This is a genomic window from Streptomyces sp. NPDC002088 (assembly GCF_040296605.1).
Lineage (GTDB): Bacteria > Actinomycetota > Actinomycetes > Streptomycetales > Streptomycetaceae > Streptomyces.
The window spans coordinates 40,394-54,560 of record NZ_JBEOXO010000007.1; the positions used below are offsets into that span (position 1 = coordinate 40,394).

The window sequence follows — 14,167 nt, forward strand, 5'->3', positions numbered from 1 at the left end:
GATTCAGGCGGCGGAATACCTGGGGGTCGGACACCGTTGGAGGGGTATAGTTGAACGGTCAACAACTTGGAGGTTGAGCGACCATGCAGTTCGGGATCTTCAGCGTCGGCGACGTCACCCCGGACCCGACCACGGGCCGTACACCGACCGAGCGTGAGCGCATCAAGGCCATGGTTGCCATCGCGCTGAAGGCCGAGGAGGTCGGGCTCGACGTGTTCGCGACCGGCGAGCACCACAACCCGCCGTTCGTGCCCTCGTCGCCGACGACCATGCTCGGCTACATAGCCGCGCGCACCGAGCGGCTGGTCCTCTCCACCTCCACCACGCTCATCACCACCAACGACCCGGTGAAGATCGCCGAGGACTTCGCGATGCTCCAGCACCTGGCCGACGGCCGGGTGGACCTCATGATGGGCCGCGGCAACACCGGGCCGGTCTACCCCTGGTTCGGGCAGGACATCCGTGAGGGCATCAACCTCGCCATCGAGAACTACGCCCTGCTGCGCCGGCTGTGGCGCGAGGACGTGGTGAACTGGGAGGGCAAGTTCCGCTCGCCGCTCCAGGGCTTCACGTCCACGCCCCGGCCGCTGGACGACGTACCGCCGTTCGTCTGGCACGGCTCGATCCGCTCGCCCGAGATCGCCGAGCAGGCCGCGTTCTACGGCGACGGCTTCTTCCACAACAACATCTTCTGGCCCGCCGACCACACCAAGCGGATGGTCGAGTTCTACCGGAGCCGGTACGCCCACTACGGCCACGGCACGGCGGAGCAGGCGATCGTCGGCCTCGGCGGCCAGGTGTTCATGCGGAAGAACTCCCAGGACGCGGTGCGTGAGTTCCGTCCCTACTTCGACAACGCGCCGGTCTACGGGCACGGGCCGTCCCTGGAGGACTTCACGGACCAGACCCCGCTGACCGTCGGCTCCCCGCAGCAGGTCATCGAGAAGACCCTGTCCTTCCGCGAGTACGCCGGCGACTACCAGCGCCAGCTGTTCCTGATGGACCACGCCGGACTGCCCCTGAAGACCGTCCTCGAACAGCTCGACATGCTCGGCGAGGAGGTCGTACCGGTGCTGCGCAAGGAGTTCGCCGCCGGACGTCCGGCGGACGTGCCGGAGGCGCCGACCCACCAGTCCCTGCTCGCCAAGGTCTCCACCGACTCCCAGGAGGTCGTCGCATGAAGCTCGTCGTCGTCTCCGCGGGGCTGAGCGTCCCGTCCTCCACGCGGCTGCTCGCCGACCGGCTGGCCGCCGCCGTGGACCGGCGGGCCCCGGCCGACGTCCAGGTCGTCGAGCTGCGCGAGCTGGCCGTCGAGATCGCGCACAACTTCACCAACGGCTTCCCCGCGCGGGCGCTGTCCGCCGCGTTCGACGCCGTGACGGAGGCCGACGGTCTGATCGTCGTCACGCCGGTGTTCTCGGCGTCGTACAGCGGACTGTTCAAGTCCTTCTTCGACGTGCTCGGCGCGCACGACAAGGACGCGCTGGCCGGCAAGCCGGTGCTGATCGCCGCCACCGGCGGCACCGCCCGGCACTCGCTCGTCCTGGACCACGCCCTGCGTCCGCTCTTCGCCTACCTGCGGGCCGTGGTCGTCCCGACCGGCGTGTACGCCGCCTCGGAGGACTGGGGCGCGGAGGGCCTGCCCGAGCGGATCGAGCGGGCGGCGGGGGAGCTGGCCACCCTGATGCAGGGGCTGTCGGCGACCAGGCCGGTCAAGCACGACCTCGACGTGGTGCCGTTCGCGGAGCAGCTCGCCGCGCTGCGGCCCGCGGGGTGAGAGGACGGTAGGGGCACGGGCCGGGTTGCGTCCGGAACGGTGAGAGGCCAGTAAGAAGGACGCCCGAGCCCGGATCATCAGGTCGTACGACACCGGAACCTTGGCAGACTGGGCTCGTGCCCCCGACTGTGCTGCTCGCCGAAGACGACCGTGCCATCCGCCACGCCCTGGAACGTGCCCTGGCCCTGGAGGGCTACCAGGTCACCGCGGTCGCCGACGGCGTCGAGGCGCTGGCGCAGGCCCACCGCACCCCGCCGGACGTGCTCGTCCTCGACGTGATGATGCCCGGCATCGACGGACTCCAGGTCTGCCGGGTGCTGCGCGCCGAGGGCGACCGCACCCCGATCCTCATGCTGACCGCGCTGGTGGAGACCGCCGACCGGATCGCGGGCCTGGACGCCGGCGCGGACGACTACGTCGTCAAGCCCTTCGACGTGGAGGAGGTCTTCGCCCGGCTGCGCGCCCTGCTGCGCCGCACCAGCCCGAACGAGTCCGTCGCCGCCGCCCCCGACGCCTCCGACACCCCGAAGTCGGCGCCGCCGGGATCGCCGCAGGGGTCATCGCTCGGCTCGTCGCCGGGGTCATCGCCGGCCGACCGGCACATCGGGGCGGCCGGGCTGCGCATGGACCCGCAGGCCCGCCGGGCCTGGCGCGGCGGGCGCGAGCTGGAGCTGACCCGCACCGAGTTCGAGCTGCTGGAACTGCTGGTGCGCAACGCGGGCATCGTCCTCGACCACTCCACCATCTACGACCGCATCTGGGGCTACGACTTCGGGCCCGGCTCCAAGAACCTCGCCGTGTACGTCGGCTACCTGCGCCGCAAGCTCGACGAGCCCGGCGCGCCGCAGCTGATCCACACGGTGCGCGGCGTGGGTTACGTGCTGCGGGAGAACTGAGTGGGCCGGCTCAGGCGGCTGCTGGCCAGGCGGCGGCCCGGGCTGGTGTCGCTGCGCACCACCCTCGCGGTGTCGTTCGCGGCGGTGACCGCGGCGGTCACCGTCCTCGTCGGCATCCTGTCGTACGGCTCCGCCGCCCGTCTCGTGCGCGTCGACCAGCAGACCGTGTTCGACGAGGTCGTGCAGGACCTGCGCGACGAGGTCGGCCAGCACCGGATGACGCCCGACGACTTCTCCTCCTCCGCGCCCGGCCACGACGTCGTACGGCCCGCCCGTACGGACGTGCAGGTGCTGGGCCCGGACGGCACGGTCGTCGACAGCGGCAGCCCGGGCCTGCCGGTCACCGCCGCCGACCGGAGGACCGCCGCGGCCGCCACCGCCGGGCAGCTCACCCAGCACAAGGACGTCGACGTCGGCAACGACGTCTACCGCATCGCGACCGTCGCCCTCGGCGGCGGCCGGGGCGCGGTGCAGGTCGCGCAGGAGTTCAGCGACACCGAGGACCTGCTGCGGGCGCTCCAGCAGCGGACGCTGGCGCTGATGGCCGCCGTCGTCACCGCGGCCGGTCTGTTCGGCTGGTGGCTGGCCCGGCGCATCACCCGCCGCCTGGTCGTCCTCACCTCCGCCGCCGAGGACGTCGCCCGCACCCGCCGGCTGGGCGTGCAGGTGCCGGTCACCGGCTACGACGAGGTGGGCCGCCTCGGCCGCGCCTTCGACCGCATGCTGGGCCGCCTCGCCCAGTCGGAGGAGGACCAGCGCCGCCTGATCCAGGACGCCGGCCACGAACTCCGTACGCCGCTCACCTCGCTCCGTACGAACATCTCGCTGCTGCGCAGGATCGACGAACTCCCGCCCGCCACGCGCGATGAACTGGTCGCCGACCTCACACAGGAGGCGCGCGAACTGACCGACCTGGTCAACGAGCTCGTCGACCTCGCCGCCGGCCAGTCCGACACCGAGCCCTCGCAGCTGGTCGACATCGCCGACCTCGCCGAGGACGTCGTCGGTCTCGCCCGCCGCCGCACCGGGCGGGAGGTCGTGCTGCGCGCGAGCGGCGACACCACGGCCCACGGGCGCCCGGGCCTGCTCCAGCGGGCGGTGTCCAACCTCGTCGAGAACGCCACGAAATTCGACCGCGACGGCACCTCGCCCATCGAGGTCCACGTCGCGGGCCCGGCCCGGCCGGGGACGGTCCGCGTGGAGGTCCTCGACCGCGGCCCGGGCATCGCCGACGCCGACCTGATCCGCATCTTCGACCGCTTCTACCGCGCCGCCGACGCCCGCGCCCTGCCCGGCTCCGGCCTCGGCCTGTCCATCGTGCGGGAGGTGGCCCTGGCGCACGGGGGAGCGCCGTTCGCCTTCCGGCGGGAGGGGGGCGGTTCGGTGATCGGGTTCACGGTGGGCGGGGAGCCGTTGGAGGAGGGCCGCAGTGGGTGAGGGGTCGGCGGAGCGGGAGGGGGAGGTGCAGGGGGAGGGCCTGGGTGGGGCTTGAGGGTCTTATGGGGCTTTCGTGGTATGTCGTGACGTTATCGATGGCCGTCGGGGTCGTTATCTTCGGTCTGAAGATCCGAAGATCCGACGTTCGGAGTTGGCGTGCAGAAGACAGTTGAACCGGCCGCGGAGGCCGAGTCGGCGGTCGCGGCCCTCGCGAGAACCGACGACAACGGCGCCCCCACACGCGGCCGGCCCCGGTCCTGGCCGTTCCTGCTGCTGGGGGCGGCTGTCCTCCCCGGTGTCGCGCTCTTCGTCGTCGGCCGGTGGATGGACGCACCGGCGGTGCAGGCCTGGCGGACCGTGTGTCTCGCCGTCACCGTGCAGGCGCTGCCCTTCCTGCTGCTGGGTACGGCCCTGTCCGGCGCGATCAACGCGTTCGTACCGGCGCGGGTGTTCAGCCGGGTGCTGCCCCGGCGGCCCGTGCTCGCCGTCCCGGTCGCCGGAGTCGCCGGAGTCGTACTTCCCGGCTGTGAATGCGCGTCGGTGCCCGTCGCGAACAGCCTCATCGGCCGGGGCGTCCCGCCGGCCGCCGCCTTCGCGTTCCTGCTGTCGGCGCCCGCCGTCAACCCGGTCGTCCTGACCGCGACGGCCATCGCCTTCCCCGGCAGCCCCGCCATGGTCCTGGCCCGACTGCTCGCCTCGCTCGCCACCGCCGCCGTGATGGGCTGGCTGTGGCTCTTCCTGGGCCGCGAGGAGTGGCTCAAGCCGGCCGTACGGCGGCACACCGGTCACCGGCCCGGGCACAGCGGCTGGACGGAGTTCCGGCTCGGCTTCCAGCACGACTTCCTGCACGCGGGCGGCTTCCTGGTCCTCGGGGCGATGGCGGCGGCCACCTTCAACGTCACCGTCCCGCGCTCCCTGCTCGACACGTTCTCCGGCTCGCCCTGGCTGTCGGTGCTGTTCCTCGCCGCGCTCGCCGTGCTGCTGGCGGTGTGCTCCGAGGCCGACGCGTTCGTCGCGGCCTCCCTCACCGGCTTCTCACCCGTGGCGCGGCTGGCCTTCATGGTGGTCGGGCCCATGGTCGACCTGAAGCTGATCGCCCTTCAGGCAGGCACGTTCGGCCGGGCCTTCGCCATCCGCTTCTCCGCCGCCACGACCGTCGTCGCCATCCTGTCCAGCGCGCTGATCGGAGGGGCCCTGCTGTGAAACGCCCCTTCCAGGTGACCCTGCTCGTCCTCAGCGGCCTCGGCCTGCTCCACGCCTCGCTCTTCACCGACCTGTGCCTCAGGTACGTCAGGGCGGGGATGCGCCCGATGCTGATCGCGTCGGGGGTGCTGCTGCTCGCGCTGGGGGTGGCGGAGGCGTGGTCACGGCGCGGGCCGGACGAGGATCATGGCGACGAGGAACATGGCGACGAGGATCACGGCGACGAGGAACATGGCAACGAGGAACACGATGACGAGGTCCATGACGGCGAGGTCCATGACGGTGGCCACGGTCACGACCACTCCTCCGCGCCCCGCGTCGCGTGGCTGCTGTTCCTCCCCGCGCTGAGTCTGCTCTTCTTCGCGCCGCCCGCCCTCGGCGCGTACACCGCCTCCCGTGAGGCGCCCAAGGCCGTCACGGAGCAGCGGCACTTCGACCCGCTGCCCGCGACCTCGCCGGTCCCGCTGACCCTCACCGACTTCACCCGCCGGGCGCAGCAGGACCGCGAGCAGGCCATCAAGGGACGCAGTGTCCAGATGACGGGCTTCGTCACGCCTGACAAGAAGGGTGGCGGCTGGTACCTGGCCCGGATCATCTTCACGTGCTGCGCGGCGGACGCCCAGTCCGTGAAGGTGCGGATCTACGGCACCCCCGCCCTGCCCGCCAACACCTGGGTGACCGTCACGGGCACCTGGCACCCCGGCGGCACGCTGGGCACGAAGTCCGCCCAGGCCGCGCTCGACGCCCGTACCGTCAAGGAGGTCGCCCAGCCGGTGAACGCGTACTCGGACGCCCTCCCGCTCGTGCCCTCCTCCTGACGGCGGGTCGAACCTGAACTTTGTACAAGTGGTCGTCCGGTGCCTATCGTGGGCGCATGCCCCGCGACACACTGACCAAGGAACAGATCGTCGACACGGCGATCGAGCTGCTCGACGAGGAGGGCCTGGAGGGCCTGAACATGCGGGCCCTGGGCAAGCGGCTCGGTTCCGCCGCGACCGCGGTGTACTGGCACGTCAAGAACAAGGACAACCTCGTCCTGCTCGCCGGCGACCATGTGTGGGACGAGATCGAGCTGCCCGACCTCGCGGCGGTGGACTGGCGGACGGCGGCCACGCGCATGGCGACCGGCCTGCACACGATGCTCGCCCGCCACCCCTGGCTGGTGCAGGCGATGGGCTCCCACGTCATCTACGGCCCCGGCAAGGCCCGCCACGACGACCACATCCTCGCCGTCTACGAGGCCGCCGGCTTCACCGGCGCCGAGGCCGACCGCGCCTCGGCCGCCGTCTTCACGTACGTCCTGGGCAGCGCCCTGGCCATCTCCGCCACCGCGTCCCTCACCCGCCGCCTGGCCCGGGACGCCGACAACGCGGAGGAAGCACTCCAGGAGGCCATGACGAAGGCCCGCGAGGTCGCCCTCCGCTTCCCCCGCCTGCGCACCCGCCTCGACACACCGGTCGCGGCGGGCTACAACGCGTCCCCGGAGCAGACCTTCGAGCTCGGCCTACGTGCTCTGCTGGACGGCCTGGAGGCGGAACTCGCGAAGGCGACGGCGATCGGCTGACGGCGATCGACTGACGGCGATCGGCTGACGGTTGGCCGGGGCTGGGGCCGAGGCCGGGACAACTCGGTTGGCTCAGAGCCCGATCTCGCCGTCGATCCGCTCGCGCAGGAGATCGGCGTGGCCGTTGTGGCGGGCGTACTCCTCGACCATGTGAATGAGCACCCAGCGCAGCGAGACGGTCCCGCGCCACGAGTCGCACCCGTGGACATCGAGATCGGCCGCCTCGTTCACGAACGCTTCGGCGAACGCTACTTCGTCCCGCCATGCCTCCCATGAAGCCGCCACCACCGCCGGATCGGACACGGCGCCGTCGAAGTCCCCGTCGGGCTCGGCCACGGACGAGAACAGCGCGGGCGCGTCCTGCCCGGCCAGCACCCGCCGGAACCAGCGCCGCTCGACATCGGCGAGATGCCGGACGATCCCGAGCAACGACAACGTGGACGGCTCCACCGCCCGCAGCACCAACTCGGGCCCCAGTCTTGAGCACTTCAACTCGAGCGTGGCGCGCTGGGCGGCCAGGACGTCGGTGAGCAGGCGTCGTTCGTCGGCGGTGGCGGGAGTGGTGAAGCGGGCCGCGCTGTCGGCGCCGGGGAACAGGTCGCCTCTTCTGGTGGACTTGGCCATGCGCACATGATCGGCCATGGGCTCAGGACCGGGTCAGGCAATAAGGCTGCTGCCCTGCTTTGTGCTCTCCACGACCGTCAGGGCCAGGTGCGCTCGATACGGTCAAGTCGTACGGCATAGGCGGCTGGACCGCCCTTTTCCACGGCCCGGTAGATGTCAGAGCGGCGGGCATCGAGGCGTTCGACCATCTCGAAACTGCGCAGTTGCTGGTTGTCGAGATAGAAGAGCACCGCTCCATGGTCCAGAACGGGCCGAATTTCCACGTCCCGCGTCTTGATCCGACCGTCTTTCGACAGCGGAACCCAGGACTGGGCAAGGCCGTGAGCGATCCACTCCTCATCCGGGATGTCCTGGGCGTCTGCTGGGAAGGCAGAGTTCGTGCCCCACCGGCCCCTCGTGCACAGGGATCCGGCAGGCTGCAGCCCTCGCCCACGCCGGGCGCCGGTCCGAGCCCCCGTACGCAGGGCAGCGCAGTGTCTGGGCGCCGTCAGGGGCCCACCATCTGCGCGGCACCGGCGGACCCCGCCACCTCGACGCTCAGCGAGCCCTGGCCGCCTGACGGCCCCTCTCCGGCACCAAAAAGGGCGAGGCCCGAAGACCCCGCCCGCTACCAGCGAAACCCCAGCTCAGGGCCACACAAGGCAATAAGGCTGATGCCCCGCCTCATGCAGCCGATGGCTGAAGTCCTGCCACTCGTGCAGCAACTGGTACACGTTGAACGCATCCCGCGGCCCCCCGCGGTCCGGCACCGTCGACCAGATGAACGCCGCCGCGCCCACCGCCTCCTCGCCGATGTCGCGCAGGGGGTCGACGACCGTCATGGGGAGTTTCACGACCGCGTAGTCGGGGTGCAGGACGACCAGTTCCAGGGGCGGCACCTTGTGGAGGGGAACGCCTTCGATGCCGGTCAGCACCATGGCCGCCATCGTCTCCGGCTTGATCTTGGTGAACATGCCGTTCATGCCGAGCTCGTCGCCGCCGAGTTCCTCGGGGCGCATCGAGATCGGGACGCGGGCCGCGGTCGCGCCGTCCGGCGCGCCGAAGTATTTGTACGTCACCCCCACCCGACCACCATTCCTGCTCCCCGCCCGGAGCCGGTCGACCTCGCGGTCGCGCCGGTCGGGCTCCATCGGTCCACCGTGTGCCTGACGTGCTTCGGTCGATTCCTCCGCGTCGCGCCGGTGCCTTCCCCGCCGGGCACGTCGAGGACCCAGGTCGTCAGTCCCCTCGCCCAGTCCGCCACCGCGATGCATATCTCCACCCGACTGCTTTTCTAGGACGCGTGGCCCCCGCCGCGCAACCCGATCATCGTGTCAGTGACCTCCCCCACGGCCGCTCGCCGAAACGTGCGGTTAAACACCTGCCCGCAGGATCTTCGCAGCCCTGAGCGCGCCCGTCAGGAAGCCCCCGAGCCGGGCTGCGTGTAGCTGTGTGTATCAGGTCCCAGTTTCGCAGATGGCAGGGGGCGGTCCACCGGTTTGCCGGGGTCCGGCCCCGCTCGTGCACGGCCGGTACGCGGGCGGTGGACGGCCGGTACGCGGGCGGTGGACGGCCGGTACGCGGGGTCGCCCCCCGCTGCTCCCTGCCCTTCCCCGCCCCTGGCCTACCCTGAGGGTGTCACGCAGCAAGCGGAGTCCGAGCAAGTCGGAGAAGGTCGGAGAAGTCGCAGGTCATGAGCGAAACGCCCTCTTCAGGAGCGCCCTATCCCTACGAAGCGCCTGTCTCGCAGGCCCTGTTCGACCGCGCGGCCGTCGTCACGCCGGGCGGGGTGAACTCCCCGGTCCGTGCCTTCCGTGCCGTGGGCGGTACGCCCCGGTTCATGGTGTCCGGCAACGGTCCGTATCTGACCGATGCGGATGGGCGTGAATACGTCGATCTCGTGTGTTCCTGGGGGCCCATGATCCTCGGGCACTCCCACCCCGAGGTCATCGCCGCGGTGCAGGCGGCCGTCTCTCGCGGTACGTCCTTCGGTACTCCCGGTGAGGGCGAGGTCGCGCTCGCCGAGGAGATCGTCGCGCGGGTCGAGCCCGTGCAGCAGGTGCGGCTCGTGTCCAGCGGGACCGAGGCCACCATGTCCGCCATCCGGCTCGCGCGCGGGTTCACCCGGCGGGCCAAGGTGATCAAGTTCGCCGGGTGCTACCACGGGCACGTCGACTCCCTGCTGGCCGCGGCCGGCAGCGGTGTGGCCACCTTCGCCCTGCCCGACACCCCCGGCGTCACCGGTGCCCAGGCCGGCGACACCATCGTCCTGCCCTACAACGACCTCGAGGCGGTGCACGAGGCCTTCCACGCCCACCCCGGCGAGATCGCCTGCGTCATCACCGAGGCCTCGCCCGGGAACATGGGCGTCGTGCCGCCGCTGCCCGGGTTCAACCAGGGGCTCAAGGCCGCCTGCGCCCAGAACGGGGCCCTGTTCATCTCCGACGAGGTCATGACCGGGTTCCGCACCAGCAAGAGCGGCTGGTACGGGATCGACGGGGTCACCCCCGACCTCATGACCTTCGGGAAGGTCATGGGAGGCGGGTTCCCCGCAGCCGCCTTCGGCGGTCGTGCCGATGTCATGGGGCACCTCGCGCCCGCCGGGCCCGTCTACCAGGCCGGCACCCTCTCCGGGAACCCGGTCGCCACCGCCGCCGGGCTCGCCCAGCTGCGCCTTCTCGACGACGCCGCGTACGACAAGGTCAACGCCGTGTCGCAGCAGATCCAGGCGCTCGTCTCCGAGGCCCTCACCAAGGAAGGCGTCGCGCACACGCTGCAGAGCGCCTCCAACATGTTCTCCGTGTTCTTCACGGACCGTCCGGTCCGCAACTACGAGCACGCCAAGGCGCAGGAGTCCTTCCGCTTCACCGCCTTCTTCCACGCGCTGCTGGCGAACGGCGTCTATCTGCCGCCCTCGTCCTTCGAGTCCTGGTTCGTCTCCACGGCCCACGACGAGCGTGCGATCCAGCGGATCGCCGACGCCCTTCCGGCGGCGGCGCGAGCGGCGGCGGAGGCCACGGCGGCATGAGCAACGGCAACGGCAACGGCAGCAGTAACAGCAACGGCGACCTCACCGTCGTACACCTAATGCGGCACGGCGAAGTAGCCAACCCCGACGGGATCCTCTACGGGCGGCTGCCCGGGTACCACCTGTCCGAGCTGGGTCGGCAGATGGCCGACCGGGTCGCCGAGCACCTCGCCTCCCGCGACGTCACGTACGTCGTCGCCTCCCCGCTGGAGCGGGCGCAGGAGACGGCGACGCCGATCGCCAAGGCGCACGGGCTGGACCTCGCCACCGACGGGCGGCTCATCGAGGCCGGCAACGTCTTCCAGGGCAAGACCTTCGGTGTCGGGGACGGGGCGCTGCGCAAGCCCGACAACTGGAAGCACCTCGTCAACCCGTTCAAGCCGTCGTGGGGCGAGCCGTACGTCGACCAGGTCGTGCGGATGATGGGGGCGCTGGACGCCGCCAAGGACGCGGCCCGTGGGCACGAGGCCGTGCTCGTCAGTCATCAGCTGCCGATCTGGACCGTGCGGTCCTACGTCGAGCGGCGGCGGCTGTGGCACGACCCGCGCAGGCGGCAGTGCACGCTCGCCTCGCTGACGACCTTCACGTACCAGGGCGACAAGATCGTGTCCGTCGGCTACACCGAGCCCGCCCGTGACCTCGTCCCGGCCCATCTCCTCGCGGGCGCCAAGCCGGCGAAGGGGCAGGGCAAGGCCTTCGGGGCGTAGGCACCGGCGCCGGCCGCGGGGCGTGGACGCCGGCCGCGAGGGGTGTGGGCGCCGGCCGCGGGGCGTAAGGAAAGCGGCCTACGACGCTCCATGACACGCTCGTGACATTTGTTGCGGAACCGGTGTGATCGCGAGGAACCTCCTCGTTCGTCGCGTCCTCTGAATGGGTGACCACCAGAGAACGCGACGAACGGGGATGCGATGCCCACTCTCACTCGAAGGGGAGCACTCGGTCTCGGTGCGGGCGCCGCGGCCGCCGTCGGACTCGCGGGGTGCGGCACCCGCACGCCGTCAGACGGGTCGACGCACGCCGGAGGTTCCGCAAGCCCCAGCGGCCGTCCGACCCACACCGCCCGCCCCCTCGGCGACGGCTCTACCTCCTTCACCGGCAAGCAGCCGCACCAGCCCGCCAAGCCCGAGCCGCTGGAGCCCGGTCAGGAGCCACCGCAGTTCGTGATCTTCTCCTGGGACGGGGCCGGTGAGGTCGGCAACGGGCTCTTCCCGCGCTTCCTGGACCTCGCCAAGGAGCACGGCGCGAGCATGACCTTCTTCCTCTCCGGGCTGTATCTGCTGCCCGAGTCGAAGAAGCGGCTCTACGACCCGCCCAACAACCCGCGCGGCGCCTCCGACATCGGCTACCTCAGCGACGACCACGTCAAGGCGACGCTCACCAACGTCCGCCGCGCCTGGCTCGAGGGCCACGAGATCGGCACCCACTTCAACGGCCATTTCTGCGGCGGCTACGGCACGGTCGGCAACTGGACCCCGCAGCAGTGGAAGAGCGAGATCGCGCAGGCGAAGGCGTTCGTGAAGGAGTGGCGGACCAACACCGGGTGGACCGATCTGCCGGCGCTGCCCTTCGACTACGACAAGGAGCTCGTCGGCGGCCGTACGCCCTGCCTCCTCGGTCAGGACAACCTGCTGCCCGCCGCCCGCGAGCTCGGCTGGCGCTACGACGCCTCGTCGCCCGGCGGCCGGCAGATCTGGCCCGAGAAGCGGCAGGGGATCTGGGACCTGCCGTTGCAGCAGATTCCTTTCCCCGGACACCGGTTCGAGGTCCTCTCGATGGACTACAACATCCTCGCCAACCAGTCGATCAACTCCACCAACGCGCCCGCCTACAACTATCCCGGCTGGCGACAGCAGGCCGCCCAGGCGTACATAACGGGGTTCCAGCGGGCATACGAGACAAATCGCGCACCCTTCTTCATCGGCAACCACTTCGAGCACTGGAACGGCGGCATCTACATGGACGCCGTGGAGCAGGCGTTCAAGCACATCGCGCAGGAGAAGGAGAAGGGCGCGGACGTACGGCTGGTCTCCTTCCGGCAGTTCGCGGACTGGCTCGATGTGCAGCGGCCGGAGGTGGTCGCCAAGCTGCGCACGCTGGATGTCGGTCAGCAGCCGGCCGGCGGCTGGAAGGAGTTCCTGAAGGCCACCTCCACGACCACCTCCACGACCATCCAAAGCGCCGCCTGAAATGCGGGTTTCCGCCCGCAAGGGGGGTGCGCAAGATCCTCGGAACGGACATGCGAAACTTTTCACATGAGTGCCGCCAGCAGCGCCCCCCTGCGCTCGACGACCTGGATCCGCTCGCGTCGCGCCGCCCTGACCACCGTCGGTGCCGCCGTGGCCGCACTGCTGCTGTCCGCGTGCAGCTCCGGGGGCACGTCCGGGGGAGGCGGTAACACCAACTTCGTCATGGGCAAGGACGGCATCGCGACGGCCGACAAGGGGGAGCGGGCCGCCGCACCCGACCTGTCCGGCAAGACCGTCGACGGCAAGCAACTCGACGTCGCCGACTACAAGGGCAAGATCGTCGTCCTGAACGTGTGGGGCTCCTGGTGCCCGCCGTGCCGCGCCGAGGCGCCTGGCTTCGAGAAGGTCTTCCAGGACCTCAAGGGCCAGGGCGTGCAGTTCGTCGGCATCAACACCCGCGACACCAGCACCAGTCCCGCGCGCGCCTTCGAGAAGCAGTACGGCGTCAGCTACGAGAGCCTGTACGACCCGACGGGCAAGCTGATGCTCCGCTTCGGCAAGGGCACCCTCAACCCGCAGGCGATCCCCTCCACGCTCGTACTCGACCGGGACGGGAAGATCGCCGCCCGCTCGCTGTCCGCGCTCAGCGAGGAGAAGCTGCGCAAGATGATCTCCCCGGTCCTCGCGGAGAAGTGACGTGACCGGAGTGTCCATGCTCGCCGCGGCGACGGACCCGAACCAGACGGTGCTCAACGGCGCCCTGCTCGTCGCCCTGCCCATCGCACTGCTCGGCGGCCTCGTCTCCTTCTTCTCGCCGTGCGTCCTGCCGCTGGTCCCCGGCTATCTGTCCTATGTCACCGGGGTCACCGGCACCGACCTGGCCGAGGCCAGGCGCGGGCGGATGGTCGCGGGCGCCTCCCTCTTCGTGCTCGGCTTCACCGCCGTGTTCGTCTCCAGCGGAGCGCTGTTCGGCTACTTCGGCGACACGCTCCAGAGTCAGCGCGACGTCCTGTCGAAGGTGCTCGGCGCGCTCATGATCCTCATGGGTGTCTTCTTCATGGGGCTGATGCCCTGGCTCACCCAGCGGGAGTTCCGCTTCCACAAGCGGCCCGTGACCGGGCTGATCGGCGCCCCCCTGCTGGGCGCGCTGTTCGGCATCGGCTGGACGCCCTGCATCGGCCCGACCCTCGCCTCCGTGCTGGCGCTCTCCTCCCAGCAGTCGAGCGCGGGCCGCGGTGCCATACTGACCGTCGCCTACTGCCTCGGCCTCGGCGTGCCCTTCGTGCTCGCCGCGGTCGCCTTCCGCAAGGCGCTCGGCGCCTTCGGCTGGGTCAAGCGCCACTACGCCTGGGTGATGCGCATCGGCGGCACCATGATGATCGTGACCGGTGTGCTGCTGCTGACCGGTGCCTGGGACCACCTGGTGCAGGACATGCAGTCCTGGTCCAACGGCTTCACTGTGGGGATCTGATC

Annotated in this window: 15 protein-coding genes; 12 read left to right on the forward strand and 3 right to left on the reverse strand. The window is 70.7% G+C overall.

Annotated features, from left to right (window positions below; all coding sequences use genetic code 11):
* Positions 1-83: 83 nt before the first annotated feature.
* From ABT114_RS16660 to ABT114_RS16690, 7 genes are all read left to right on the forward strand, one after another.
* Positions 84-1,181: an LLM class flavin-dependent oxidoreductase gene (locus ABT114_RS16660; RefSeq protein WP_351143099.1), complete on the forward strand. Its 1,098-nt coding sequence runs from the start codon at positions 84-86 to the stop codon at positions 1,179-1,181.
* Positions 1,178-1,777, forward strand: a complete 600-nt coding sequence (locus tag ABT114_RS16665) for an FMN reductase (RefSeq protein ID WP_351143101.1) — start codon at positions 1,178-1,180, stop codon at positions 1,775-1,777. Before ABT114_RS16660 ends, ABT114_RS16665 begins: the two co-directional genes overlap by 4 nt.
* A 116-nt stretch (positions 1,778-1,893) precedes the next feature.
* Positions 1,894-2,673 carry a response regulator transcription factor gene (locus ABT114_RS16670; RefSeq protein ID WP_351143103.1) on the forward strand — a complete coding sequence of 260 codons (780 nt, stop codon included), beginning with the start codon at positions 1,894-1,896 and terminating at the stop codon, positions 2,671-2,673.
* Positions 2,674-4,110, forward strand: coding sequence for a sensor histidine kinase (locus ABT114_RS16675; RefSeq protein WP_351143105.1), 1,437 nt, complete (start codon positions 2,674-2,676; stop codon positions 4,108-4,110).
* 156 nt (positions 4,111-4,266) lie between these two features.
* Positions 4,267-5,313 carry a permease gene (locus ABT114_RS16680; RefSeq protein WP_351143107.1) on the forward strand — a complete coding sequence of 349 codons (1,047 nt, stop codon included), beginning with the start codon at positions 4,267-4,269 and terminating at the stop codon, positions 5,311-5,313.
* Positions 5,310-6,131 carry a TIGR03943 family putative permease subunit gene (locus ABT114_RS16685; RefSeq protein WP_351143109.1) on the forward strand — a complete coding sequence of 274 codons (822 nt, stop codon included), beginning with the start codon at positions 5,310-5,312 and terminating at the stop codon, positions 6,129-6,131. The genes ABT114_RS16680 and ABT114_RS16685 overlap by 4 nt, the downstream gene beginning before the upstream one ends.
* Before the next feature lie 56 nt (positions 6,132-6,187).
* Positions 6,188-6,877, forward strand: a complete 690-nt coding sequence (locus ABT114_RS16690; RefSeq protein ID WP_351143111.1) for a TetR/AcrR family transcriptional regulator — start codon at positions 6,188-6,190, stop codon at positions 6,875-6,877.
* A gap of 72 nt (positions 6,878-6,949) precedes the next feature.
* Here the strand turns inward: ABT114_RS16690 and ABT114_RS16695 are convergent, their stop codons facing one another.
* The 3 genes from ABT114_RS16695 to ABT114_RS16705 all read right to left on the reverse strand — a co-directional run bounded on the left by ABT114_RS16695 (position 6,950) and on the right by ABT114_RS16705 (position 8,754).
* Positions 6,950-7,501 (reverse strand): DinB family protein, encoded by a 552-nt coding sequence (locus ABT114_RS16695; RefSeq protein ID WP_351143113.1) that lies wholly within the window; start codon positions 7,499-7,501, stop codon positions 6,950-6,952.
* Between the two features lie 77 nt (positions 7,502-7,578).
* Complete coding sequence (locus ABT114_RS16700; protein WP_351143726.1) at positions 7,579-8,115, reverse strand: PIN-like domain-containing protein; 537 nt, start codon at positions 8,113-8,115, stop codon at positions 7,579-7,581.
* A 12-nt stretch (positions 8,116-8,127) separates the two neighbouring features.
* Positions 8,128-8,754, reverse strand: coding sequence for a hypothetical protein (locus ABT114_RS16705; protein ID WP_351143114.1), 627 nt, complete (start codon positions 8,752-8,754; stop codon positions 8,128-8,130).
* 419 nt (positions 8,755-9,173) lie between these two features.
* Between ABT114_RS16705 and hemL the strand changes: the two genes are divergently transcribed.
* From hemL to ABT114_RS16730, 5 genes are all read left to right on the forward strand, one after another.
* Positions 9,174-10,508 (forward strand): glutamate-1-semialdehyde 2,1-aminomutase, encoded by a 1,335-nt coding sequence (hemL, locus tag ABT114_RS16710; RefSeq protein WP_351143116.1) that lies wholly within the window; start codon positions 9,174-9,176, stop codon positions 10,506-10,508.
* Positions 10,505-11,215 carry a histidine phosphatase family protein gene (locus tag ABT114_RS16715; RefSeq protein WP_351143117.1) on the forward strand — a complete coding sequence of 237 codons (711 nt, stop codon included), beginning with the start codon at positions 10,505-10,507 and terminating at the stop codon, positions 11,213-11,215. Before hemL ends, ABT114_RS16715 begins: the two co-directional genes overlap by 4 nt.
* A 201-nt stretch (positions 11,216-11,416) precedes the next feature.
* On the forward strand, positions 11,417-12,694 hold the full coding sequence (locus ABT114_RS16720; RefSeq protein WP_351143119.1) for a polysaccharide deacetylase family protein: 1,278 nt from the start codon (positions 11,417-11,419) through the stop codon (positions 12,692-12,694).
* 66 nt (positions 12,695-12,760) lie between these two features.
* Positions 12,761-13,390 (forward strand): TlpA family protein disulfide reductase, encoded by a 630-nt coding sequence (locus tag ABT114_RS16725; protein ID WP_351143121.1) that lies wholly within the window; start codon positions 12,761-12,763, stop codon positions 13,388-13,390.
* A 16-nt stretch (positions 13,391-13,406) separates the two neighbouring features.
* Positions 13,407-14,165, forward strand: a complete 759-nt coding sequence (locus ABT114_RS16730; RefSeq protein ID WP_351143728.1) for a cytochrome c biogenesis CcdA family protein — start codon at positions 13,407-13,409, stop codon at positions 14,163-14,165.
* The last annotated feature ends 2 nt before the right edge of the window (positions 14,166-14,167 follow it).